General features: G+C 42.7%; 22 protein-coding genes. 7 read left to right on the top strand and 15 right to left on the bottom strand.

The window, feature by feature from the left end; translation table 11 throughout:
* Nucleotides 1-37: 37 nt before the first annotated feature.
* The 4 genes from ACFSYC_RS04240 to ACFSYC_RS04225 all read right to left on the bottom strand — a co-directional run bounded on the left by ACFSYC_RS04240 (nt 38) and on the right by ACFSYC_RS04225 (nt 3,535).
* Complete coding sequence (locus ACFSYC_RS04240) at nt 38-682, bottom strand: DUF4397 domain-containing protein (RefSeq protein ID WP_377123871.1); 645 nt, start codon at nt 680-682, stop codon at nt 38-40.
* Nucleotides 683-814: 132 nt separating this feature from the next.
* Nucleotides 815-2,293 (bottom strand): TlpA family protein disulfide reductase, encoded by a 1,479-nt coding sequence (locus ACFSYC_RS04235; protein WP_377123869.1) that lies wholly within the window; start codon nt 2,291-2,293, stop codon nt 815-817.
* 28 nt (nt 2,294-2,321) lie between these two features.
* Nucleotides 2,322-2,528, bottom strand: coding sequence for a helix-turn-helix domain-containing protein (locus ACFSYC_RS04230; RefSeq protein WP_377123867.1), 207 nt, complete (start codon nt 2,526-2,528; stop codon nt 2,322-2,324).
* Between the two features lie 2 nt (nt 2,529-2,530).
* Nucleotides 2,531-3,535, bottom strand: a complete 1,005-nt coding sequence (locus tag ACFSYC_RS04225) for a DUF2975 domain-containing protein (RefSeq protein ID WP_377123865.1) — start codon at nt 3,533-3,535, stop codon at nt 2,531-2,533.
* A 155-nt stretch (nt 3,536-3,690) separates the two neighbouring features.
* Here ACFSYC_RS04225 and ACFSYC_RS04220 point away from each other — a divergent pair, with 155 nt between their 5' ends.
* Together ACFSYC_RS04220 and ACFSYC_RS04215 are read left to right on the top strand one after the other, a co-directional pair.
* Nucleotides 3,691-4,626, top strand: a complete 936-nt coding sequence (locus ACFSYC_RS04220) for a cation diffusion facilitator family transporter (RefSeq protein ID WP_377123863.1) — start codon at nt 3,691-3,693, stop codon at nt 4,624-4,626.
* A 20-nt stretch (nt 4,627-4,646) separates the two neighbouring features.
* Entirely contained in the window at nt 4,647-4,937 is a 291-nt protein-coding gene (locus ACFSYC_RS04215; RefSeq protein ID WP_377123861.1) for an antibiotic biosynthesis monooxygenase family protein, read from the top strand.
* 23 nt (nt 4,938-4,960) lie between these two features.
* Here the strand turns inward: ACFSYC_RS04215 and ACFSYC_RS04210 are convergent, their stop codons facing one another.
* From ACFSYC_RS04210 to xth, 3 genes are all read right to left on the bottom strand, one after another.
* Nucleotides 4,961-7,306 carry a TlpA family protein disulfide reductase gene (locus tag ACFSYC_RS04210; RefSeq protein ID WP_377123859.1) on the bottom strand — a complete coding sequence of 782 codons (2,346 nt, stop codon included), beginning with the start codon at nt 7,304-7,306 and terminating at the stop codon, nt 4,961-4,963.
* Nucleotides 7,307-7,509: 203 nt separating this feature from the next.
* Nucleotides 7,510-8,133 (bottom strand): hypothetical protein, encoded by a 624-nt coding sequence (locus ACFSYC_RS04205; protein WP_377123857.1) that lies wholly within the window; start codon nt 8,131-8,133, stop codon nt 7,510-7,512.
* A 76-nt stretch (nt 8,134-8,209) separates the two neighbouring features.
* The gene (gene xth / locus ACFSYC_RS04200) at nt 8,210-8,983 is read right to left on the bottom strand and encodes an exodeoxyribonuclease III (RefSeq protein WP_377123855.1); all 774 of its coding nucleotides are present in this window, start codon (nt 8,981-8,983) and stop codon (nt 8,210-8,212) included.
* A gap of 353 nt (nt 8,984-9,336) precedes the next feature.
* Here xth and mutS point away from each other — a divergent pair, with 353 nt between their 5' ends.
* A complete protein-coding gene (gene mutS / locus ACFSYC_RS04195; protein ID WP_377123853.1) occupies nt 9,337-11,946 on the top strand; it encodes a DNA mismatch repair protein MutS in 2,610 nt (869 codons plus the stop codon).
* Between the two features lie 129 nt (nt 11,947-12,075).
* Nucleotides 12,076-12,639: a C40 family peptidase gene (locus ACFSYC_RS04190; protein WP_377123851.1), complete on the top strand. Its 564-nt coding sequence runs from the start codon at nt 12,076-12,078 to the stop codon at nt 12,637-12,639.
* A gap of 166 nt (nt 12,640-12,805) precedes the next feature.
* Here the strand turns inward: ACFSYC_RS04190 and ACFSYC_RS04185 are convergent, their stop codons facing one another.
* Nucleotides 12,806-14,779 (bottom strand): transglutaminase domain-containing protein, encoded by a 1,974-nt coding sequence (locus ACFSYC_RS04185; RefSeq protein ID WP_377123849.1) that lies wholly within the window; start codon nt 14,777-14,779, stop codon nt 12,806-12,808.
* A gap of 125 nt (nt 14,780-14,904) precedes the next feature.
* Here ACFSYC_RS04185 and ACFSYC_RS04180 point away from each other — a divergent pair, with 125 nt between their 5' ends.
* On the top strand, nt 14,905-15,894 hold the full coding sequence (locus tag ACFSYC_RS04180; RefSeq protein ID WP_377123844.1) for an exonuclease domain-containing protein: 990 nt from the start codon (nt 14,905-14,907) through the stop codon (nt 15,892-15,894).
* Nucleotides 15,895-15,984: 90 nt separating this feature from the next.
* On the opposite strand, the gene queG is transcribed toward ACFSYC_RS04180, so the two are convergent.
* The gene (gene queG / locus ACFSYC_RS04175; protein ID WP_377123842.1) at nt 15,985-16,911 is read right to left on the bottom strand and encodes a tRNA epoxyqueuosine(34) reductase QueG; all 927 of its coding nucleotides are present in this window, start codon (nt 16,909-16,911) and stop codon (nt 15,985-15,987) included.
* Nucleotides 16,912-16,982: 71 nt separating this feature from the next.
* Between queG and ACFSYC_RS04170 the strand changes: the two genes are divergently transcribed.
* Complete coding sequence (locus ACFSYC_RS04170) at nt 16,983-17,351, top strand: SpoIIAA family protein (RefSeq protein ID WP_377123840.1); 369 nt, start codon at nt 16,983-16,985, stop codon at nt 17,349-17,351.
* 10 nt (nt 17,352-17,361) lie between these two features.
* A complete protein-coding gene (locus tag ACFSYC_RS04165; protein ID WP_377123838.1) occupies nt 17,362-17,610 on the top strand; it encodes a hypothetical protein in 249 nt (82 codons plus the stop codon).
* Nucleotides 17,611-17,741: 131 nt separating this feature from the next.
* On the opposite strand, the gene ACFSYC_RS04160 is transcribed toward ACFSYC_RS04165, so the two are convergent.
* From ACFSYC_RS04160 to ACFSYC_RS04135, 6 genes are all read right to left on the bottom strand, one after another.
* A complete protein-coding gene (locus tag ACFSYC_RS04160; protein ID WP_377123836.1) occupies nt 17,742-18,623 on the bottom strand; it encodes a polysaccharide deacetylase family protein in 882 nt (293 codons plus the stop codon).
* 81 nt (nt 18,624-18,704) lie between these two features.
* Nucleotides 18,705-19,823, bottom strand: a complete 1,119-nt coding sequence (locus tag ACFSYC_RS04155) for a Gfo/Idh/MocA family protein (RefSeq protein WP_377123834.1) — start codon at nt 19,821-19,823, stop codon at nt 18,705-18,707.
* Nucleotides 19,813-22,143 (bottom strand): GH92 family glycosyl hydrolase, encoded by a 2,331-nt coding sequence (locus ACFSYC_RS04150; protein WP_377123832.1) that lies wholly within the window; start codon nt 22,141-22,143, stop codon nt 19,813-19,815. Before ACFSYC_RS04150 ends, ACFSYC_RS04155 begins: the two co-directional genes overlap by 11 nt.
* A 94-nt stretch (nt 22,144-22,237) precedes the next feature.
* Nucleotides 22,238-23,260 (bottom strand): Holliday junction branch migration DNA helicase RuvB, encoded by a 1,023-nt coding sequence (gene ruvB / locus ACFSYC_RS04145; RefSeq protein WP_377123830.1) that lies wholly within the window; start codon nt 23,258-23,260, stop codon nt 22,238-22,240.
* Nucleotides 23,261-23,389: 129 nt separating this feature from the next.
* Nucleotides 23,390-24,121 carry a polyprenol monophosphomannose synthase gene (locus ACFSYC_RS04140; RefSeq protein ID WP_377123828.1) on the bottom strand — a complete coding sequence of 244 codons (732 nt, stop codon included), beginning with the start codon at nt 24,119-24,121 and terminating at the stop codon, nt 23,390-23,392.
* 119 nt (nt 24,122-24,240) lie between these two features.
* On the bottom strand, nt 24,241-25,734 hold the full coding sequence (locus ACFSYC_RS04135) for a POT family MFS transporter (protein WP_377123826.1): 1,494 nt from the start codon (nt 25,732-25,734) through the stop codon (nt 24,241-24,243).
* Between the last annotated feature and the right edge of the window lie 32 nt (nt 25,735-25,766).

The raw sequence follows: 25,766 nt of genomic DNA, 5'->3' as shown, positions 1-25,766 counted from the left end.
TTAGCATCGGGCATTTCTTATGTCTAGCGTGCCTGCCTTATTTTTGAAGCAATACATTAGCTTTTAAGCCGGCGTCATTTTTTCCTGAAAGGTAAATAGTGTAAATATGCCCCGCTTCTATAGTTGTTGGGATATTTAAAAGTACCGTGGTAGTTCCTGTTACATATGCTGCAAAAGTGGCTCCCGGAGCAACATCGTAATAGTCAGATGGTAACTTAGCTTCTAACGCCGAAACAAGTTTTGCACCGCCCGAAATTCCAAAATCATTTGAAATAGCAGCGGCCATGTTAAGGTTTATAAAACGTACCCTCGCTTTACCTGTGGCAGGGGCGCTAAAAGCATCGGGATAGGCAACCGCAGTACCCTCGCTTATATAAAATACGCTGTAATAGGTTGCATCCGCCGGGGTTACGTCAAAATTAAAAACGCTTGTGCCTGTTAAACTTACCTTTACGTTTGCCGGTTGTTTTTTAGCACTTAAAGCAAAGTAGCCGGTACTTTGCGTATAAGCTAAAGCATTGCTGTTCTTTTTAATGTCAGATACGTAAAAATCCACCGGAGATGATAACTCTGATGCGTTGGTAAATTGTATGTAACCGGTACCAATTTGTTCTTTTTTGCAAGAGGTAAAGCTTAATGCCAAAAGCACTATAGCCATTACAGATAGTATATTTCTTCTCATTCTAAATAATGTTATGGGTGTAATAATACAAATATGCTGATATAACGGGTCAAATGTAATAATCGCTACATAGCAATGCCCGCTATAAGGCTTCATAACGGGCATTGTAAGGATATAGTATTGACGGTATTATTAGTTTAGTAATTTATCAAGTTGCTCTTGTAGTTTAGGGTTAGAGGGGCGTTCAGCATCTTCGGACACGATTTTGCCATTAGGATCAAGTAGAATGAAACGTGGGATAAAGGGCACGTTGTACTTGGTTACAAAGTCAGAGTTTCGGCCCGCATAAACCTGTATGCCGCCCAATTGCTTGTCTTTAACAAAGCTTTTCCATTTTTCTTTGTCCTTATCGGCATCAATAGAAATACTTACAAATTTTATGGGTTTGTCATGATATTTCTCTTCCATTTTTTTCAGCGACGGAATTTCGGCAATACAAGGGCCGCACCAGGTAGCCCAAATGTCTATGTATACGTAATTGCCCTTTAGAATGTCTTTAAGCGCTATGGGTTTGTTATTAACGTCATCAAAAACAAACAATGGGGTTTGGCCGCCTTTGCCGTATAATTTAATGCTTTTATAAAGTGTTTCAACCTGCGTTTTGTAGTATTGATCTGTCGCCATCGCCATAAATTTGCTATAAATTGCATCTACACTGTCCCTGCTTGGCCTTAACAGTAAACGCATGGTTGGAAAGGTTAAGCGCTGTTTGATGTAAGGGTTACTAATTTCTTTTAAGGTAACATCAAAGGTCATTTCGTCAGCGCTTTTGTTACTGGCATATGATGTTTTCATCTTTTCGGCGGATACCATTTCAGCTATTTTACGATCAAGCATGTACCTGTAATTGCCTGATAATTTGAACAGGTCTGCATTATTGATATCAAAGTCGGCCCACGCTAGTTTGTTTATCATAAGGTGGTCCTTAGGCTCCATACGTTTGGCATACATTTTACCTACTAACTCCATCAATTTATTACGGCTGGCGTTCATGGCTTCTACGGTAGTAAAGGTGCGTATCAATTCGCGCTGCTGTTTTTCTACCAGGGGGTCTTTACCATACCTTGTTTTATAAGTGTCTGTCGCCCACCGGATAATGTAGTCTATATTTTGTTTTTGTGTTTTAACAAAATAAGGGCTTAAGCCTTTATTGTCTGTCAACAGTTTAGTGGCGTCGGCTTTATAGGCATCCATTTCTTTCAGAAAATCAGATGGCGGGGTATCAACCATTTTTTCAAACAGCGCAGCTTGCCCAAAAGGTACGTGCCATTTAATTGATCCGTTTATCTGCCTCATTATCGTGTTCTCTATACTGCCCTTGCCTGCAAAAACAAGCGCCGTATCCGGTTTATTGATAGTCAGGTCCATTCCGGGGGCCAGGTAAAGTACACCCGTTGTAAAAGCGTAGTAGGCACCGCTATCAAGTTTAAATGTCGATTTAAATGCCCCGTTTTTATCTACTGCAATTTTTATGGGATGATGATCGCCCGCGTCTAACACCAGGCTATCGCCAGCTGATTTAATTAATTTGCCGGACAGGGTGGCGCTTTTTGACTGGGCGAGGCTATTGATGCTTAAAGCAATAAGGGCACCCGCAAAGAGTTTTTTCATGATAAAAGGTTTGTCTGCCTAAATTTAGCTATTCTTTAACAAATTCCAATATATCGCCGGGTTGGCAATCTAATATATTGCAAATTGCTTCTAAAGTTTCCAGCCGCACGGCTTTGGCCTTGCCTGTTTTTAAGATAGACAGGTTGGCCATAGTGATGCCCACTCTTTCGCTCAGCTCGGTTAATGACATTTTACGTTTAGCCATCATCACATCTAAATTTACTATTATGGGCATGGCTATACGGTTAAGTCTTGTTCTTCCTGCAAATAGGTAGCTCGTGCAAAAGCACCATACAACAACGTTAATAAAATTCCCAGGCGAAACGTGCTCCATGAATCTTCCCATATAATACCTTTCAAAATAATCTGCGGGGTAAAGTACTCGCTAAATATCCATCGCATAGATAAGTTAATAAGCAGCACCACTGCGGGCCACGTTGTTACAGCTAGAGCTATAATCTTTAACCGGTTTACATTTTTGCGGGTAAATGGTTTACCTCTTGATGTATCATATACAAACCTTAGAAACAGGTATAGCAAAGTCAAAATGCCAATTACATAAATCGTCAGCATGATTTGAGACATTACCCTGAAAGTTTTTTCCTGCCCTTTAGTAATGGGTATTAGTAGTGATTGGTCTTTAATATCATACCTAAACTTAACGGGCTCGTCAACAACATTTATTTGGCGCGCTGCGAGGCCCGCTTTTGTTTTGTCTTTATAAGTAGTACGAAGATAGCCCTGTCCTTTCTCGGCGTAAAAAATACCGTCATCTTCCAATTGCGGATAGTTCTTTTTTATGGTAAAGGCATGTAGTTTAATGTAGTATTGGATCTGATCGCCATAAGGTTCAGGAACAGCATCCGGGCTCATCATCGAACCAAAAAATGCGCCCATAACTCTATCTTTTGCCCAGGTGTAGGTGCAGGTATCGCAGGCAAGGCTTACCTGTGTGCCCAGGTAGATAAATTGTCCCATGGGCAGGTCCAGCTCGCCGCTGCCGTTTTTTAAATGGCGAATGGTGCTTACACTATCTTTTAACTTGATGTATTTATTGTAAGGCAGCGTATCCGGATATTCAATATCATCAATGGGTTTCATCTTGTTTTGCGACCAGCTCAAGGGGTTGCCTTTAGGCCTGCTGGCCTTGGTGAAAAGCCAGTGCAGGTAGCCCGCAATAAATATTACCGATGCAGCAATGATAATGTACCCGGCAATTCTTGATTTAAAAGTAGTAGTCATAATAATGTGATAAGGTTTAGATTATACATCGCAAATAAATAAATAATTATTGATAATAACAAAATATTTATTGTAATTCAATAAATAATAGATTTTATTACTTAAAAAATTCATCTAAAACATTTAATGCCTTTTTAACATTTAACCCTATAAGTATGACTGGCTCAAAAAAATCTATTTACGCTGCACTTTTTGCTAACCTTATTATAGCCATTACCAAATTTTTAGCCGGAGGCATCAGTAACAGCTCGTCTATGATTGCCGAGGGCATTCACTCGGTGGTAGATACTGTTAACCAGTTACTGCTGTTAATGGGTATTACGCTGAGCAAAAAAAAGCCCGACCGCTACCACCCGTTGGGCTATGGTAAAGAGCTGTATTTCTGGTCTTTCGTAGTATCAATATTAATATTTGGTTTGGGCGGCGGCGTATCGGTTTACCAGGGCATTATCCACATTATCCATCCCGAAGAGCTGGGCGACCCGACCTGGAGCTATGCGGTATTGGCTGTGTCAATTTTATTCGAGGGTGCGTCGCTGGTAGTGGCAGCTATTGAGTTTAATAAGCTGCGCGATGGCCTGAGCTGGTGGGATGCTATCATAAAAAGCAAGGACCCATCTACCTTTTTGGTATTGTTTGAAGACACCGCGGCAGTTGCGGGCTTGTTTATAGTATTGATAGGCCTTTACCTTGGCCACGCGTTAGACGCCCCTTATCTGGATGGCGTAGCATCATTATTGGTAGGTATATTGCTGATTGCTGTATCATTGATATTGGCTCGCGAAAGCCGCAGCCTGCTAATGGGCGAGGGTATAAAATTGAGCACCAAAAAACGCATTCGCCAAATAGTAGAGGGCGACGCCGGTGTTTTAAAACTAATGCACCTAATGTCCAGCTATCAATCCCCCGAAGAGATTTTGCTGATGATCATTGTTGCCTTTAAACATGATCAAAACACACTGGAGATCAACGATTCGATAGACCGTATCCGCGGCCAAATAAAAGCAGAATATGCCCGTATCCGTTTTGTAATTATCCAGCCCGATGTGATAGAGGGTAGGATAGACCCCAACGTGCAGGCGTATATATAAATGATTGATATATTAGCGGGATGATCTTAGAAGCCGCAATACTCAACGTTATCCCCGGGCAGGAGACTCAATTTGAACATGATTTTGCCATCGCCGGGCAATACATCAGCGCCATAAAAGGTTATCTCAGACATTCGCTAAACAAATGTATTGAGCAACCTAATCAGTACCTGTTATTGGTAGAGTGGGAGACACTGGAAGATCATACCATAGGCTTTCGCCAGTCAGCGGAATATCTGGAGTGGAAAAAACTGCTGCACCAATATTATGAGCCGTTTCCGGTGGTGCAGCATTACCAAACCCTGGCATAGCATTAAAATCTCATTTAATAGTGTTAGTCAGCAGCAATTTTAAGTAAGTCTGCTTTTATGGTTTCGTTGCTGCCGCCTTTGTAACTATCATTAACAATCATTCCATTTTTGTCAACCAGCATATAGCGGGGTATACTACTAATGCTAAACTTACCTGCTATATAGTTCCACTCATCTTTGTTTAGCTTGTAATGTTCGCCGGGTATGCCCGGTACCATTTTTTTGTAGGTGTCCTCCGGCGATGACGGGTCCGTTATATAAACAAAGGCCACCTTATGGTTTTTCATGTCTTCCTTAAGCGGGGCAATTTCTTCAATACCAGCACGACAAGGGGCGCACCAGGTGGCCCAAAAATCAACGTATACTGCCTTACCTTTGTATTTGGTTAGTATGGCATTAAATACGCTGTCGGCAGTTGTTTTTGGCATTTTATTAAGTACAAATCCTGTTTTTATTTTGCTGTTGGCCTCAATTTTGTTTGCAATGCTTTGGTTATAATGGGCCAGCGCATTGTAAACACGCGGGTTAGTAATCTTGCTTTTTAGTTCAGCAAGTTCATTTTTGTTTTTTGGCTTCAGTTCTGCATTAATCATACCGGCTCTATCCTGGGCTTCAATAATATCGCGGGTAAAACTGATGTCGCTTTTTATCAGGTCTTTCACCGCGTCAGCCCGGGAGTTATCTTGTTTAGGAGGGTTAGCTTCGAAATAAGCTTTTCGTTTTTCAGACATCGAATTAAAGGCCTTAGTATTGTTTTTGTAGATACCGTACAGGGTGCCCTGGCCGCTTGTTAAGGCTGCATTAAAACTGGCCAATAGCTGTTTTTCTTCTTCATCAACAGGCGGTATGGCCTTAAACGCGTCCGCATAATATTGTATCATTTTAGCGTCCAGGTGGTCACGCACCTCGTCAATAAATTTTATGCGATTAATAAAGGTATCATAGTTCGCAGACAGTGCCGACAACTCGTCATTAAGGGGGTAGCCGGCAAAGATGCTTAAGTAGGCATCGTCAAGTTTTACGGGTTTGTACTCGGCAATGTCTTTTGCGTTCTTGCCCTCGCTAGCTTTTGCGTAAGCACCCTGTCTAAACCTATTATACTCTAATAAAAATACCGCCGCACGATATTTGATATTGTTTGTTACCAACTGGTAGCCTTTCAAGCTCATGCCATGTTCTGCACGATAGTTTTTGATTTTAGCAAGACTCTTGTTTTGTTGGTCAATAATATAATTTTGATACGGCATCGCCCCTAGTTCAACAGCTTTAGCTGTAGACCTATTGTAGTCAAAATCAATCATCGGGGATGTTTCCTTTAACTCGCGGTTTACTGTTGCATAATCGCCCATGTATAGGTATTTGTCTTCGCCCTTTAAAAAATCAATGTATACAAAGGTCTTTTTGCCTGGTGCCAAAAAAATAGTCTGATAAGAGTCGGCAATTGCTAAAAAACAACCTTCAGGGTAAACCATAGGGAACTTTACCGTAAAGCTACCATCGGCAGCGATGTATACGGCATAGCTGTTTTGTTGGCTCGATATAATATCGTCAACATAAATCATTCCCGTTTTAAACCCCAACTTTGGCGAGTAGCCGTTAATAAAACCGGTAAGCGTGGTGCTGTCGTTTTTTATCAGCGGTGCTTTAAAAGGTTGGTCATTTACTATCGCAAATTTCTGGTCCGCAGGTTTATTGGTAAGCAATTGTTTTGGCATTTTGTCTTCCCAAATGCTCAAGCCGTCCTCCGTCTTTTTTAAGTAGATGTATTTTAAGGCCTTGCCATTTTTAAGGCTTATTTTATAAGTGCCATTGGTGTTGTTAGCTATCTTATAATCCCAAGCGCGATTGTCATAAATCAACTTACGGTCGGTAATATTTAACACCCACTCTTTGCTTCCGTCAGTCTTAAACCAGGCGGCATAAGTATCCGGCGGTAATAAATTGCTTTTTTTGGGGGTGGTTAACGCAATGTCAATCACCCTGAAACAGTCTTCGCAATCGCCCTCATAATAATCAATACTGGTTGCCTTGGCGTTTATAGCTGGAAAAGACATACTGAATAACGACTGCCCGTTGATGGTGTACGATTCCTTATCGAACGATAACCCACTAATAGAAGTTGCAAATAGCTTGGTAGCACTACCCGCGGTAAGGTAGCTCTTAGACGACATACGGAACCATTGACTCCCCGGCGCCACATACTTGAAAAATACCTGTGTAGCGGTATCGCTCAAAGCAATCTTTTCTATAGTAAGTTTGGGGGCGTTAGTAGCGGTAAATTGCGGCTGAAATATTGTTTTTTGTGCGGATGCTGTAAACGAAATTAAGGTTACTAACAACAGCGCGATAGTTGTGATTGCTTTTTTCATAGCGGTTAAGGTTTGATCAAATATAGCAATCTATCACAGCTTAAATAAACAGCATAAAAAAAATTAAAATTTTAACACTCTTTAAAAATACCAGACTTTTATGCTTACTAAAGCTTTAAGGCCTTATAAGTCTTAGGGCACATTAACTTCCGCCAACTATAATCAAACGGTGGTTGAGTATTACGAGACGTTTTGTTAGTTAGCTAATTTTTAAATTTGATCGAACCAATGATGTCCGAACTTTTCAGCAAGTCGGCTATTAAACTCAACATGGTCGCTTCGCTTTCAAATAAATAAAATATATAAACATCTGCCAGGAAATCTTTATGCATCATGGCGTAAAAACCAAAGGTATATTTCTGGCCAAAAGTGGGCCCGACCGGTCCGGCAAACATAAATCCATCATCAGCACCCTGATCCTTGGGTTTCATAGGCTGTAGTTTTATTCGGTCGATGTATAACTTTCCCTCGGCAATTTTACAATAAATAATTGCAGGCAGTCGCTTATACAAGTTGTTAGGAAAAATTACGGTATCGTCGCCATGTAGGTTTATGCGCTTATCATAAGCGTCAAACAGATCTTTGGTCAAAGGCATAATCAAATACCTCACCTCTACATTTTTATTTGCAACTTTTAAAGCGTACTGGTAGGCCGGACTAGGCTTATCCATTATAGGCACCTCAACAGCGCCTTGCGGCTTTATAAATATCAGCTTACCATCATCAAGCTTTTTCTGGAAAGCAGCAGGCAAAGGCGGCTGGTTTGCTGATTGCGCGCTGGCTGTGGTTACCGAAAGCGCAAATAAAGCAATTGTAATTAATTTCATTTTGGTTTAGATTTATAACCAAACATAAACAAAGAAAGCCAAAGAATTGCAACAGCTCAGCTAGGCAAATAGACTGTTACTCGTCTTTTATCTGCACCCAAACCGGCGCATGGTCGCTTGACTTTTCCCAGCCGCGTACGTGTTTATCTACCCCCGCTGCCAGCAAACGGCCCTCAACTTCGGGGCTTAGCAAAAAATGATCTATGCGTAAACCGGCGTTGCGGCCGTACGCGTTGCGGAAATAATCCCAAAAGGTATAAATGGTTTCGTCAGGATATAGCTTACGGATGGCATCAGTCCAGCCTTGAGCCACCAGGCGGTGAAAAGCCTCACGTACTTCAGGGCGAAAAAGCGCGTCGTCCAGCCAGCGTTCGGGTTTGTAAACGTCTTGCTCAGTTGGCATTACATTGTAATCACCGGTTAATATTACCGGGATACCACGTGCTAACAGGCCCGATGCATGACTGATCAGGCGCTCAAACCATTGCAGCTTGTAGTCCAACTTTGGCCCTGGTGCCGGGTTACCGTTGGGCAGGTAAAGGCATCCTATCACTACGCCGTTTATAAAAGCTTCAATGTATCGGCTGTGCAGATCTTCAGGGTCGCCGGGCAGGCCGCGTTTAAGTTCCTGTATATCGCCTTTGGCTAAAATAGCTACACCGTTCCAGCTTTTTTGGCCGTGCCAAATAGCGTTATAGCCTGCATCAAGTATGGCTTGCTCCGGGAATTTCTCTTGCGGAGCTTTCAGTTCTTGCAGGCATACTACATCGGGCTGGGTTTCTTCAAGCCAGCGCAGCAAAACAGGTAATCGGCCATTAACGCCGTTTACATTATAGGTAGCTACTTTCATAGTTTAAACTTATAAAAATTAAAGAAATTTTGTGTGTAATTGTTCCAAAATAGGGCAGATAATCGCAAGAAAAAATACTAGTTTGTTTCATTTTTAATACATTTAGCTGTTTTTTAAAGGTCTAGTTATCAATTTGTTAAGTCAAAATCTTGTTTCATTTTGTTTCACTCTATTTTCACAAACAGCTTATTAGCAGTTAGTTAACCAAAAATCTTGTTTCACTTGTTTCATTTGTGTCACACACGCGTGAAACAAACACCATTGGCTATCCACATCTGTGCAAATTTTCAACAATCCTGCCAAACCCCACCTAATGCATTAACTTTACCGTTTACTTAAAAAGGATAACCCGCTTGGCTAAAGACGCAACCAAAGAAACCCCCTTAATGCAGCAGTACAATACCATTAAGGCCAAGTACCCCGGTGCCTTGTTGCTGTTTCGCGTAGGCGATTTTTACGAGACCTTTGGCGAGGATGCCATTAAAGCCGCCGGCATTTTGGGTATAACGCTTACCCGCAGGGGCAACGGTGCAGCCACCTTTATTGAGCTGGCCGGTTTCCCGCACCACTCGTTAGATACCTACCTGCCAAAGCTGGTGCGTGCGGGGCAACGTGTGGCCATTTGCGATCAGCTGGAGGACCCAAAGACAACCAAAACTATAGTAAAACGTGGCGTTACAGAGCTGGTTACTCCCGGTGTTGCCACTGATGATAGTATCCTTAATCAAAAAAGTAACAACTATCTCGCATCGCTGCATTTCGAAAAGAACAGCATCGGTATAGCCCTGATAGACATATCCACAGGCGAGTTCATCACCGCCCAGGGTAACCCCGAATATATAGACAAGCTGCTACAGGGCTTTAGCCCAAGCGAGGTGATATACCCTAAAAGCCGTAAAGCCGAGTTTAAAGACCATTACGGCGACCGCTATTACACCTACACCCTCGATGAGTGGCCATACAGCGGCGATTACGCGCAAGAGACGCTGTTAAAGCATTTCGGTGTTAAATCGCTCAAAGGGTTTGGTATCGATAAGCTAAACCTGGGCATTGTAGCCGCCGGCGTGGCGCTGCATTACCTGAACGAGACCGAGCACCGTAACCTGCAGCACATATCATCAGTAAGCCGGATAGAAGAGGACAGGCATTTATGGCTGGACAGGTTCAGCATACGTAATCTGGAGCTGATAGGATCATCCAATGAGAACGCGCGCACCTTGGTTGAGGTGTTGGATCATACCTGCTCGCCGATGGGGGCCAGGTTACTGCGCCGCTGGATAGTGATGCCGCTTAAAGAGCTTAAGCCAATCAACGACCGCCTTAACGTTGTTGAATACCTGATAGCCGAAGAAGAACTACGCCAGGATCTGCAGCAACAAATACGCCAGATAGGCGACCTGGAAAGGCTGATATCAAAGATAGGCTTACAAAAAGCTAACCCACGCGAGGTTTGCCAGCTAAAGAAGGCTTTGATTGCGATCGAGTCTATAAAGAAGCTGTGCGAGCAGTCAGTAAGCTTGCCGTTAAAAGCCATTGGCGAGCAGCTTAATTCATGCACACTGATCTGTGAAAAGATAACCCAGGAGCTGCATCCTGAACCGCCCGTAATGCTTGTTAAGGGTTCGGTAATGAATGATGGCATTAACGAGGAGCTTGACCGCCTGCGTAAGATCGCTTTTGGTGGCAAGGGCTACCTGTTAGAGATTCAAAAGCGCGAAGCGGAAGCTACGGGCATACCATCGTTAAAAGTATCTTTCAACAACGTATTTGGCTACTACCTTGAGGTTACCCACAGCCACCGCGAAAAGGTACCAACAGACTGGATCCGCAAGCAGACTTTAGTGAACGCCGAGCGGTATATCACCCCTGAACTTAAAGAATACGAAGAGCAGATACTTGGAGCAGAGGAGAAGATCTTTGCCCTTGAAACCAAACTATATAATGACCTGCTATACGCCCTTGCCGAGTATATCAAACCTATCCAGCTAAATGCGCAGTTAATAGCCCGTTTAGACGTGTTGCTGAACTTCGCAAGCATCGCCATAAAGAATTACTACGTCAAGCCACAGATGAACGATAGTAAGGTTATTGATATAAAAGGCGGCCGCCACCCGGTTATTGAGAAAACTTTACCGCAGGGCGAGGAGTACATTACTAATGACGTCTTCCTGGATTCTGAAACGCAACAGATCATCATCATCACCGGGCCAAACATGGCGGGTAAGTCGGCACTATTAAGGCAAACAGGTTTGATTGTGTTAATGGCGCAGATGGGTTGCTTTGTGCCTGCTAAGTCGGCGTCGCTGGGTTTGGTAGATAAGATCTTTACCAGGGTAGGGGCGTCAGATAACTTATCGTCGGGCGAGTCAACCTTTATGGTGGAAATGAACGAGACGGCAAGCATCCTGAACAATGTGTCAGACCGTAGTTTGATCCTGTTAGACGAAATTGGCCGCGGTACCTCAACCTATGATGGTATCTCTATTGCATGGTCAATCGCCGAGTATCTTCACAATCACCCGGTAGCTAAAGCCAAAACACTGTTCGCCACGCACTATCACGAGTTAAACGAACTAAGCAACAGCTTTAACCGTATCAAAAACTACAATGTCACGGTTAAAGAGATTGGTCACCAGATCATCTTTTTGCGTAAGCTGGTACCAGGAGGCAGCGAGCATAGCTTTGGTATCCACGTGGCTAAACTGGCCGGTATGCCGCCTAAGGTGCTATCGCGGGCTAATGAGATCTTGAAGAAACTGGAAAATGAGCGTACCGGCGGCGAGCACATTAAAGAGAGTATCCGTAAGGTGCAAAAGCAAGCCGTGCAGATGCAGATGTTCAGCATTGATGATCCCGTGCTGGTAAAGATCCGTGATAACCTGAACAATCTCGACGTAAACACCCTTACCCCGGTAGAAGCCTTAATGAAGCTGGATGAGATACAGCGGTTGATAAAAAGTTAAGAAATCCCATTTTAGGTGCAATTGCACTAAGCGTGCACAGGCAGTGCCATGTGCCTCACTGATGGGACAATGTTGATATGTTTAAAACATCCTTAACGCCCGGCCTATCATTGCTATTACTTTTATATTATGAAGCTGAACCATTACGTATTAGCACTTTGCGCGGCCATTATAGTTTTATCATCATGCCATAGCAAAAAAGCTGCGCTAAAAGGTAATCCCGGGGATGTCGTTGCACCCACAGCCAGCGTTGCCGACAAATACTGCGAAATAATGGCTGTCAAAAAACGCGACATCAAAAACGGCCGGTTGTACAGCTTTATAGATTTTTGGATGGGTACGCCTTACAAATTTGGTGGTCAAAACAAAGATGGTATAGACTGCTCTGGCCTTACACAGTTATTGCAGCAGCAAGTGTACGGCGTTAACCTGCCACGCATTACCTATCAGCAGGTAGCAGTCATCAAACGCAAATACGAAGACGAGTTAAAAGAAGGCGACCTGGTGTTTTTTGATTTTGATGGCAAGCCTTTTAGCCACGTAGGTGTTTATCTGCAAAACGGGTACATTGTGCATGCCAGTACCCGCAAAGGTGTAATGATTGTCAAGTTGCATGATATTGGGATGTACAAATACTTCTCGCGCGGTGGGTCGGTTATTGTTGAGCAAACCGTGGCAGCGCAGGTTGAGTAATATCAAGTATTCGTCATGACCCGATATTATTCTTAATTTTGCTTCATCATGGCAAAAAACGACTACAGCTTCTGGACCAAATACAAACGCTTTGCCGGTAACGAGATCTTACTTTATGTGATCATGATCGTTGGCATCCTGCTGGGGATCTGGATTTTTAGCTAAACTATTTCTTCTTAAATATCAATTCCTGTTTTTCTTGTTCAATTACCTTGTCATACAACTCCCTTAGCTGTTGATACTCATCGACCGTATAAGTTGATTTTTTTAACGACAGCGTACTTGTTAACGAGAGCGATGTGCTGTCAACCTGAGAGGTTACAGAATAACGCCCACCCTGGTCAGGTAACGACAGGGTGGCGCTCTGCGGAGCGTTGTCTATAACGTAGCTTGCAGGGTAGGTGATATTGATGATGAACTTTGCATCAGATGCCATACCAAGATCAACAGGATAATTGCGGTCTTCTGATTTGAACGGATTGGCTACAACACGGCTTATTAGGTACGGATTAAAGCTGATTTTATCATTTTGTGTGGCAGCATCTACCTCAATGTCAAACGTCTCTGTTAACGGATAATCAAGGCTATCAAGGTTGTTGATTTCTGAATGGGTGATTTTCAACTCTGGTAAGCGTTTGTCGAAACTATCAGCATAAGCTTTTGTGTCGGCAAAGGTTGTAATTTCTTTTCTTTTGTTATACGCCGAGTAACCGGTAAAACGGCTGGTTAAAGTTCCGGTTATTTTACCATTATCCTGTAGCTTTAAATTTAGCAGGTAGGTACTGTTCTGAGTCTGATTAGACGTCAGATCTATCCAGTGCGCAGCTTCGTCTACACTTAATACCCGTGCATTGTTATTTAAGCTCCTAAGTGGCAAAGTGCCAAAAGCCAGTAAGGGGTCTGTCGCATCAAGCAAATATTTTTTGTCATTTATTTTAGCTTCCGCAATCACATAATTAAATGCCGTCGGGCTTATGTTTTGTATATTGATCACGCCATGGTCACGCGTAGACAAAAGCACCGTCGAGGTTGGTATACCGGCCACATTTAAGGCAGCAACCAGTAGCAGGTTTATATCTCCTGCATCCCCGACATGTTTATCAAAGGCTTTGCGTAGGCTTGAGCTGCCCATTGCATAGCTACTATCCCATTTCATGTTTTGTTGAATGTAATAGTAAACTGCTTTAGCCTTAGCTACGGGGTCTGTAATGGCGGCAGTTACCGCGCCGACTTTTGATTTTAAAAAGTCCACTCGCTTAAACTGCGCTCCAAAATTTTCATCTTGCTGAAATTGAAGGTCCAGACCTTCCCATTCTTTAGCGATTTTTATAGGCTTGCCTGTATACAATTCTGTATGTTGCGAAAGCTCAAAATATAATCCGGCCATGAAGTTTTTTGGCGACGAAGCGTATTCTTCAGCAATAAACGCCGGGATATTGGTCATTTGATATAACGAATAAACACAATCTGCCTTTGTTGAACCCAGTACGAAACATTGGCGCCTAATTTCTGAAGTATTTCTGCTCAGCTTTAAATTTCCTCTCAAAACCGTGTTATATCTCCAAAACGAAGGAACGTAAGTTTCATAAGTCGAAATCTTTTTAGGTATTTCGGCCTGGAATTGCCATGGATGAAAATTCTGAAAAAAAGGCGTAACAAAGTGATAGGTATACTCAATAACGCAGCCTGCCTTAAGATCGGGTAACTCGAACCTAAGTATTTTGTTGTTCTTGTTCTTTTTTACTGTTATTGCAAAATAGGGTTCAAACTCTTTTGTTTGTACAGCCCCGTTGTCGTCTTTATAAGTAGTAATGCCCTGTAGCTGGTCTATCGTTTCTTCCATGCCCTGTACATCCGTATTATACAATGGAATTTCTATCCGCCCGTATTTTAGTCCCTCTTTATCTAATATTTTTATCTTAACGTGATAGTCGTGTGTAATAGTGGCGTGACCAATTTCTCCGGCAAAAAATCTCGACTCGCCGTATTCATTTAAAACAACGGCATGGGCCTTTTCGTCATTTGCATACGTTTTCATTGACAACGCATCAATATCAACCTGACCAAATGGAAAGTTTTGGGCGGTTGCTGTAAATGCAAGCACAACAACAAAGAGGTTAATAAGTATTAATTTTCTCATTCTGAAAAGGGGAATTGGTAAGATTAAGGTACTATTTTTGGTAAACAAATTTAATATCATTTTTAGTGTTTCTGGTGCTGATTTTTTTTAAGACTTTTGCAATTGCATATACTTATCCCGCAATAATGAATTTGAATTTAAAACGACCGTTGGCTTTTTTTGATATTGAAGCTACAGGTATGAGCATTGGGGTCGACAGGATCGTGGAGATATCTATTATCAAACTTCATCCGGACGGCACTGAAGATGTGAAAACCTGGCGCGTACATCCCGAAATGCCAATACCGTTAGAGACTTCATTGATACACGGTATTTACGACGAAGATATTGCCACCGCGCCTAAGTTTAACGAGATTGCACCACTGATAGCAGAGTTTTTAGACAATAGCGATCTGGCCGGTTACAACTCCAATAAATTTGATATCCCGATGCTGATGGAGGAATTTTTACGTGTAGGTGTTACCTTTGATATAGATAACCGTCATTTTGTCGACGTGCAAAATATTTTTCATCAAATGGAGCAGCGTACGCTAAAGGCTGCTTACCAGTTTTACTGCCAAAAACAAATTATAAACGCACACTCTGCCGAAGCGGATACCCGTGCCACTATGGAAGTTTTACTTGCGCAGATAGCGCGTTATGAAAACCAGGAGTGGGAAGATAAAAAAGGCAATAAAAGCACCCCGGTGGTAAATCATGTAGAAGGTTTGCACTTGTTTACCAATTTGCACCGCCCGGTTGATTTTGCAGGCCGTATGGCTTTTAACGATGCCGGCGAAGAAGTTTTAAATTTTGGCAAACACAAGGGCAGAAAGGTGGAAGATGTGTTTGATAGTGAGCCAAGTTATTATTCGTGGATGATGAATGGCGATTTCCCGCTGTATACCAAACGTAAGCTAACGGAGATATATAAACGCTGGAACAATAAAAAAATCACTGAACGCCAATCGCAACCTGCCGTAGTTTCGGCGACGATAGCGGTTCCAAAATCAGTTGATCAAAAGCCGTATAACAAGCCTTACGATAACAAATCTCATCAAAAGAAAGAAGAACCTTCTGCACCGGTTAACGACGATATGTTGAAGCTGCTGGCTGATAAGTTTAAGAAGGGGTAAACCCTTGTCGTTGCCAGGAATGAAGCAATCGCACGGAGAAAGCGGAACCATTCACTATGCGATTGCTTCGTCCCCGCAATGACAATATAGTTATCGCAAAAACTCAATATTCCTTTTCAACCCTTCAAACTTGGTACGCTTTACCGCCGAGTTTTTAAATACCTTTTGGAAAACGTCAGCCGTAATTTCTTTCAAATCGGCATGGTTAAGGCCCAGCAATTCCGGGTGCGGGTGAAAGGCCGGCTCACTGTGTAACACTGAAAATTTGTTCCACGGGCAAACGTCCTGACATATATCGCAGCCAAACATCCAGTTATCCATTTTGCCTTTAAACTCGGTTGGAAGTTCGTTTTTTAACTCAATGGTGAGGTATGATATGCAGCGGCTGCCATCTACCACATATGGGCCAACAATTGCGTCGGTAGGGCAGGCATCAATGCAACGGGTGCAGGTGCCGCAATGGTCGGCAGTCGGTTCAATCTCATAGTCAAGTTCAATATCAACTATCAGTTCTGCTAAGAAAAAGAATGAGCCTGTGCGTTGATTGATCAGGTTAGTATTTTTACCTATCCAACCCAGCCCCGCTTTTTTTGCCCAGGCTTTATCTAATACCGGCGCGGAGTCGACAAAGGCACGTCCGCCGACTTCACCTATGTTTTGGTTAATAAACTCCAACAGTAGTTTTAGCTTGTCTTTTATTACGGTATGATAATCCTGGCCATAAGCATACTTTGATATTTTAGGTGCCGACGGATCGGTTTGAATTTCGTCTGTGTAATAATTTAGCCCCATAGATATGACCGATTTAGCACCATCAACAAGCAATCGTGGGTCAAGGCGTTTGTCAAAATGATTTTCCATGTAACGCATTTCGCCGTGCATATTTTTATTTAGCCAGGTTTCAAGGCGGGGAGCTTCTTCTTCTAAAAATTCGGCTTTCGAGATACCGCAAAACAGGAAGCCCAGTTTTTTGGCTTCGTCTTTGATAAGTTTACTGTATGCGGCCTTGTTTTGCATTGGCGCAAAGATAACATAAATAAAAAACAGACTTTTTATTCATCGTATACACACTCTCAAATAATAAAGGCATGCTTCAATATATTAATAACTTACCAGATGACGTCCTTGGCATACATGCTATAGGCGAGATCACAAAACAAGATATGGAAACCGTTTTACTGCCGCGATTAGACGAACTTGCCAAACGGCAAGGCGAAATTAAATATCTGTTAGTTTTGGAAACCGATGTCTCAAACTTTACCCTCGCGGCTTGGTGGAAAGACCTGGTAGCAGGCATTAAACATTTTACCGAATGGAAACGCATAGCCGTAGTGAGCGATCAAAAAGGAGTGGAGTGGTTTACAGATGCTTTTACGCACTTCATCCCCGGTACAGCAAAAGGCTTTTCTTTAAGTGAACTTGATGAAGCAACCAAATGGATATCAGCAAACAATTAAATCTATATATATGGAAAATTTAGAAAACACAGACCCGATAGATGATCAGATAACAAATCAGGATGACTCTGTTACCAATAAAGACGGCGATAATGATCTAGAACAGGGCGAACAGCCCAACGTGCAAGACCAGCCTGGCGACGTGCGTGTACCAACGGTAACTCCGGCGCAAGAAAGCGGCGATCCAACGCCATCAAAAGGTGATGAAGACGGTGATAGCTCTAATAAAGACGGCGGGCCGGCAGAAGAGAATTTATAATGTCGTCAGCGCTTGTTTAGTCCCTGTCGTCATCCTTTACAACAGGTGACAGCAATAAAATGGAAAAGCCGCTTCAAAATTGAAGCGGCTTTTTTAATGTTGCCATATCACTTCCCCTTAGGGGCTGCCGGCTAAAAGCTATTCCTGATAGCGTTGCTCAGAGTCTTAGTGCTCCAGTAGCCGCTGTCCAAAATACGTCTCACACACATCAAGGGATCGTTCGGATCGCGTTTGTCTGCTAATCCGAACGCTATTTTAAAGCCGCGTTTGTGGAATTCTGGGAAGCCAGATTTGTTCCAGATACCAAAAGGGTAGGCGAAGTAGGTAATCTTTTTGCCGGTTATTTCTTCAAGTTTCTTTGTTGGTTTGTCAATCTGCACGGTCCAGTCGTCTTTCTTAGGGTCGGTATCATGTTTGTATTTGCTGGTCATGTGGTGGTCCCAGGTGTGGCTGCCTATCACGTTACCCGCGTCTGACAGGGCTTTTATCTGCTCCTTGGTCATGTAATTAGGGCGACCGATAGATACGGTCATCACAAAATAAACTGCTTTAAAACCGTACTTCTTAAGCTCAGGGGCAGCTATGGTGTATTGATCCAAGTCCGTATCATCGAAAGTTAGCATAATAGGCTTTTTAGGCAGTGCAGCGCCCTTAGTAAGGTAATCATACAACTGATCTGGCAGGATAGTGTGGTAACCGCTGTCGGCCAGCATTTTTATTTTGGCTTTAAAATCTGCTACCGGTACAATATAGTCCTTCGCATTTTTAGAGTCTTTAGCGCGCCAGTCGCGTATTTGGTGATAGCACAAAATAGGCACCTGTTTACGGGCAATTATCTCTGCGTTTGATGCTTTTGGGCCTTGCGCAGCAGGGGCAGTGGCCTCGGTTTCAACTGCTGTGCCATCTGTAGCGGCAACAGTATCGGCTTTGGTCGTCTTGCCGGGTTCAGATTGGCAGGCTACAGAAAATAACATAGCTACAGGTAGCAATAAAGCAATAGTAGGTTTTAACATGTGATATAAATTTGATATTAAAAATAGAGCTATGGACGATTGATCCATAGCTCCTATAAACAATTAATGTTGATTAAGTTTTTACGGATTTAAAACAATCCGTTTACCGGTTTGAATAGAGCGCTTTGCAGCATCTAATATCTCCATAGCTATCATATTGTATTTCAATGATGCCTGATCATCTGTGCCCGGGATCTCATTACGTAATACCGCGGTTAAATAAATCAAAGGGTCGTTGTTTGGCGACGGGATAGCTTTAGCCCGGTTAACCAAATTGTAACCGCCTTCTTTTAAACGGGTTTGAACGTTATTGCCATCAAAAGCGTGGATAACACCTTTTTCGCCCCAAACTTCCATGTCTTTAATGTTCAGCGCCCAGTTCCATGATGCTTCTATTGAAGCAGTGGCAGTAGGGTACTCAACCAAAATGGTAGCATCATCCTCAACCTTTGGATACACCGATGGTTTATAATGTTGCGCTACGGCCGTAACAGCAGTAGGGCGTTGGCCTTTCATCAACCAGGTAGCCAAATCGGCGCCATAGCAACCAAAGTCGTTTAAGGCGCCTGCACCATTAGCATTATCAGCAGGATCTGTCAGCCACGCTAAGAACTCGGGGCTGCAGCCAATTTCTTTAGGCCCGCGGTGACCGTCGCGGATGACCATGCGCCGAATTTTACCAATACTGTCCTGGTTAACCACGTCGTAAGTGTATTGAAATGATGGGTACCAGGTAGTTTCGTAATTAGTTAATACCCTAATGTTGTATTGCCTGGCCAACTGCTCAATGCGTTTTGCCTGGGTAAGCGTAGCCGCTAACGGTTTTTCAACCATTACAGGGATATGCAAAGGGGCGCACAACTCAACAATATCAACGTGTTTACCAACGGCGTTATAACCCAGCATAACCTGGGGCTTGCGTGCGGCTATCATTTTCTTTACATCGTCAAAGTAAAGCGAATCGGGCAGGTTAAAACGCTTCTTGTATTTTTCCCAAAGCGGGCGGCTGGGTTCGTAAACACCAACAACGTTGGCTTTACCCTGTTTCATCTGGCTAAAAAAGCCGCTGATGTGGTCATGGTTTAAACCATAGATACCTAAACGCAGGCGTGTATCCTGTGCACTTGCCGAAGCAAAAGCACAGGTGGCTAATGTTAGTACAATTAGCTTTTTATAAAAGCCCGATAGCTTATTTCTCATTTGAAAGGGAATAAGGAGCACTTGAATCTTTTGTACCACGCACCATGTTTGGTTTAGCCGACATAGTGAAGTTTAAAACAGCGCCTTTAGTAAGGTCAGTATGTTTCAAGTAGTTTAAGTCGTATGGCTTACCGTTTACTGTTAAGGCCTGAATGTATTTGTTAGCAGCACTGTTATTTGGCGCGTTGATAACAATCTTCTTCCCGTTATCTAACGTGACTGTCATGTTTTTAAACAAGGGGGTCCCAATTACGTACTCACCTGCTGTAGGACAAACGGGGTAGAAACCCATCGATGAGAAGATATACCAAGCCGAGGTTTGGCCATTATCCTCATCACCGCAATAGCCGTCCGGGGTAGCCGCGTATAGTTTCTCCATAGCCTCACGTACACGAGCTTGAGATTTCCAAGGCTGGCCGCCAAAGTTGTATAGGTAGGACATGTGCTGTATAGGCTGATTACCGTGTGCATATTGACCCATGTTCACTATCTGCATCTCGCGGATCTCATGGATAACGCCACCATAATAGCTATCGTCGAAAATCGGCGGAATGATATAGATGGAATCTAGCTTGTTAACAAATGCTTTCTTTCCACCCAATAGGTTGATCATGCCCTGCATGTCATGTAAAGCGCCCCAGCTGTAGTGCCATGAGTTGCCTTCGGTAAATGCATCACCCCATTTAAGCGGATTAAACGGTGTTACCCATGATCCGTCTTTGTTTTTGCCACGCATTAAGCCAATTCTGGTATCAAATAAGTTGCGGTAGTTTAAGCTGCGCTGTTTATAAATATCAATTTCGGCAGCTGGCTTGCCCAAAGCTTTACCCAATTTCCAGATAGCAAAATCGTCATAAGCATATTCAATTGTACGGGCGGCATTTTCGTTAATTTTAACATCATATGGTACATAACCTAAAGTGTTATAATATTCGACACCGCGACGTCCGGTAGCATTAGGACCTGTATTATTAGCGCCTTTAACTACAGCATCCCAAAGTGTGTTGATATCATAACCACGGATACCTTTTACATAAGCGTCAGAAACAACAGAAGCTGAGTTGTTGCCAATCATGATGTCTGAGTAACCAGGGCTTGACCACTCAGGCAGCCAGCCACCTTCTTTATAATCATTGATCAGGCCTTCCTGCATTTCTTTATCGATAGAAGGATAAACCAGGTTTAAGAATGGGTACAGCGCACGGAAAGTATCCCAAAAACCGGTACCGGCAAATTTGTAGCCAGGTAAAATTTCTCCGTTTTGGGCGCTGTAATGCATTACTTTATTCGCAGCATCTAACTCATACATTTTATGCGGGAAAAACAGCATACGATAAAGCGATGAGTAAAAAGTACGGGTTTGGTCAACAGTACCGCCAGACACCGCTAAGCGTCCCAGTGTTTTGTTCCAGATAGCACGCCCTTTTGAAGCTGTTGCATTAAAGCTATCGCCACCAACTTCTCTTTTCAGGTTAAGTTCTGCCTGCTCAAAGCTGATAAAAGATGAGGCAACGCGTAGGTTAACAGTTTCGCCGGCACGAGTTTTAAAGCCAATTGCGGCTAGTGCATGGGTAGTGGTAGTTTCTAATCCGCTGTTTAAGGCAGCAACTTCAATGCGGTTACGCGCGCCATTGCGGCCTGTTCTTTCCTCTTCGGTAAGGTTATACGTTTGCGACAGCGTAAATGGCTTGTCTACATAAATAACAAAGTAATTTTTGAAATTCTTTAAAGGACCGCGGGCTACACGTGTTGAATAACCTATGATCTTGTTTTCGCCCGGAATTACTTTGATATATGATCCTCTTTCAAAAGCATCGACAACAATAAATGAGCTATCGGTTTTAGGGAAAGTAAATCTAAATTGTACCGCACGTTCCGTAGGGGCTATCTCAGTAGTTACATCATGATCAGCCAAATAAGCATTATAGTAATACGGTTTTGCAACCTCGGCTTTATGAGAAAACCAACTTGCGCGCTCGTTTTGGGTAACTTTTAGGTGTTTGGTTACCGGCATGATAGAAAATTGGCCGTAATCGCCCATCCATGGCGACGGCTGGTGCGTTTGTTTAAAGCCAACTATTTTGTGTGCATCGTAAGTGTAGGCCCAACCATCACCGTTAACGCCGGTTTGTGGCGTCCAAAAATTCATACCCCATGGCAAAGCTATACACGGATAAGTGTTACCATTTGAAAGATCGGGTTGGGAGGCGGTACCCATCAACGGGTTTACATAATCAACCGGGTCGGTTATTTTGGTAACCGTTTGAGCAAAAGTGCTGCCTGATAACAACACGGTCGCAAAAAGTAATATTCGTTTCATAAAGGATTGTTTATAGCGGTAAACTATAGTATTTAATGGTTAAAATATTGAATATTATTGTACTTGTTTGAATAACAATAGTACTAATAAAAACTTAAAATAAGGAAGGATTTCCGCCCAGTTTTATCTTACCTAAATGCCGATAGGCTGCCTCAGTAGCTTCACGCCCTCTTGATGTACGCATCAGGAACCCTTCTTGTATCAAAAAGGGCTCGTAAACTTCTTCAATAGTGCCTTCGTCTTCACCAACAGCGGTTGCTATAGTCTTTAAACCAACAGGCCCCCCTTTAAATTTATCAATGATGGTTGTAAGGATCTTGTTGTCCATTTCATCAAGTCCATGTTCATCAACATTAAGGGCATTAAGGGCATATTTGGCTATTGCGGTGTCTATATTTCCATCACCTTTTATCTGGGCAAAATCACGCGTCCGTCGTAGCAAAGCATTGGCTATGCGGGGAGTGCCACGGCTGCGACGGGCAATTTCATAAGCACCTTCGTCGGTGATAGGCGTTTTTAATATTGATGATGAACGCAGTACAATGGTAGTCAGTAGCTTAGCATCATAATATTCAAGTCTCGAGTTTATCCCGAATCTTGCTCTTAAAGGCGCGGTAAGCAAACCAGAACGGGTTGTAGCACCTACTAAAGTAAAAGGATTTAGCGAAATTTGGACCGAGCGGGCATTAGGGCCGCTTTCCAGCATAATATCAATCTTAAAATCCTCCATAGCAGAATACAAATATTCTTCAACCAGGGGGCTCAAACGATGGATTTCGTCAATGAATAAAATATCGCCTGTTTCAAGGTTAGTTAGCAAACCTGCTAAATCGCCGGGTTTATCTAATACTGGGCCCGATGTTATTTTGATACCGACGCCCATCTCATTAGCGATAATGTGCGACAACGTGGTTTTGCCCAATCCGGGAGGGCCATGCAGTAAGACGTGGTCTAGCGCCTCGCCACGCTGGCGTGCCGCTTGAACAAATATTCTAAGGTTTTCTAATATTTTAAACTGACCGGTAAAATCTTCGAATGCCTGCGGGCGTAAAACTTTTTCAATATCACGCTCGGCAGGCGAAAGGCTCTCGCGCTCAGGATCAAGATTTTCATTCATTGAGGTAAAATTAGGATTTTTGAAAGATTAGTTATCAAAAAGATTAGAGTTTAAGATAAGAAGACTAGCTTTCAGTTGGATAGCAACTAATCTTTAATCTTTTATAGCCATTCTTCAATAAACCAATCGTTATCCTTCCGGATACTTGCGGAAAATACTGTTGATGCGCATAGTCAATACGCCTAATACCGCCTCTTTAAATATCCCTTTAGACATTTTTGACGCACCGGCTGTGCGGTCAGTAAATATGATAGGCACCTCGGTTACTTTAAAACCATGCTTTACCGCGGTATACTTCATTTCTATCTGGAAAGCGTAGCCCACAAACTTTACCTTCTTCAATTCGATAGTCTCTAAAACCTTACGGCTATAGCACATAAAGCCAGCCGTAAAATCCTGTATATCTACCCCCGTAATAAACCGTACATATACTGATGCAAAATAACTCATTAGCACGCGGCTCATTGGCCAGTTAACTACGTTTACTCCGGTAATATACCTCGACCCAACAGATACATCGGCACCTGCCACACAAGCATCACGCAGTTTTATCAAGTCATCCGGATTATGCGAGAAATCGGCATCCATTTCAAAAATGTAGTCATATTGGCGCTCAATAGCCCAATTAAAACCAGCGATGTAAGCGGTACCCAAACCTTGCTTACCCTCGCGGGCCAGTAAGAACAAATTTTCCGGGTAAACATTCATCAATGATTTGACAATTATTTGAGTACCGTCCGGCGAACCATCATCAACAATTAAAATATGAAAATCGAACGGAAGCGAAAATACCTTACGGATCATCCGTTCGATGTTTTCTTTCTCGTTATAAGTAGGTATAATGATTAAGCTATCAGGCACTTAAGATAATTTTAGCTTTAGACAAACAGTTTACTAAAGTAACAGATTTACCAGTTTAAAAAAATACAAAGAGCAGGAAAAGTAAATTCTCCTGCTCTTTGTATAACGATCAACGTGTATTATAAATTATTTGTTTCTGCTATTATCTCGCTATCATCTTCAGGCTCATCTATATAGCTGCGTTCTTTCAAACGCGGCGATATAATTATAAATGCTACTAAAAATACCGCACAAATGCCAACAAACATCCAGTAGAAATTGGCTCCTGTGAACTTGGAAAAGAAACCGCCGTTGGCAATGCTACCATTAATAAGAGCCACAAATAAGTTACCGGCTGCAACGGTTAATAACCAAATGGCAGACATGGTGCTTTTCATTGACTTAGGTGCCCGAGTATAAGCATACTCTAAGCCGGTTATCGATACTAATACTTCTGCTGCGGACAGTACTACATACGCCAGTATTTGCCACCATACTGATGGATGTTCGCCTAGATCTACACGCATCTGAATCAAAGCGATAATTACAAAAGATAGTGCGGTTAATGCTAAACCGGCACCAAAGCGGCGCAATGGGGTGGTTTTAATACCAATTTTGTCAAACCAAGGATAAACAAAATATGTAAATAGCGGGATGAACGACAATAAGAAAATAGGGTTAGCGGTTTGTACCTGGCCGGGTAATACAGTAAAGTCAATAAACCCAAGGCTGATGTGCCTGTCCAACTTTTCGGCCTGTAGAACCCATTCTGACAGGTTTTGATCCCACATGGCCCAAAATATAGGCGCGAAGATAAATACCGACATTACACGGTAAACCGCTTTTACCCCTTCTACTTTGGCTGGATTAAATTTGCCTTTAGAAACATCCAACCATGACTGGCCTTTTAGCTTTTTGCCAAGATTAAATAAGGCGTACACTGATATAAATACGAAGTTATTTTTGTTGATGCCACCCGGTGGTACTTTTACGTACTTTTTACGTCCCAAAAAGAATATTAGCGTAGCTAAAGCCATTAATATGCCTGGGATACCAAAGGCCCATTGCGCGCCATAATTAGCATATACCCAAGGGATCAATACGGTTGACACCACAGAGCCAGCATTTATACTAAAGTAAAACCAACCGTATACTTTTGACATCAATGCCTGGTTGGTTTTATCAAACTGATCGCCAACGTTGGCAGATACGCACGACTTTATGCCCCCGGCACCCACTGCTATCAATACTAAACCTATGGTAAAACCGTCTAAATTAGTATCAAATAAAGCAAGGCACAAGTGGCCAAAACAGTAAAGTATGGATATGTAAAGTATGATCTTGTATTTACCAGTAAACCAATCTGCAACTAAACCACCAATAAATGGCATGGTGTAAGCCAGGGTTACAAAAAAGTGTGTGCTCTGATTAGCTTTAGCCTCGGCAACAGCTTGCAAGGCCGGGCTAAGGCTGGGATTAAAAAATTGGGCAACCAGAAACGTAGCCAAAATTGAACGCATACCATAAAAGCTAAAGCGCTCTGCAGCTTCGTTGCCTATAATAAATGGAATACTGCGGGGGTACTTGGGTTCTGTAATAACAACGCTGTCGGTTGTTAGGGTTTTTGCAGACATATGATCAGTTAAATTTTGTCTAAAATACTATT

The sequence above is a fragment of the Mucilaginibacter antarcticus genome (assembly GCF_042686155.1).
Lineage (GTDB): Bacteria > Bacteroidota > Bacteroidia > Sphingobacteriales > Sphingobacteriaceae > Mucilaginibacter > Mucilaginibacter antarcticus.
The sequence above is the reverse complement of the archived record's forward strand: the minus strand, read 5'-3'. Positions and strand labels throughout refer to the sequence as shown.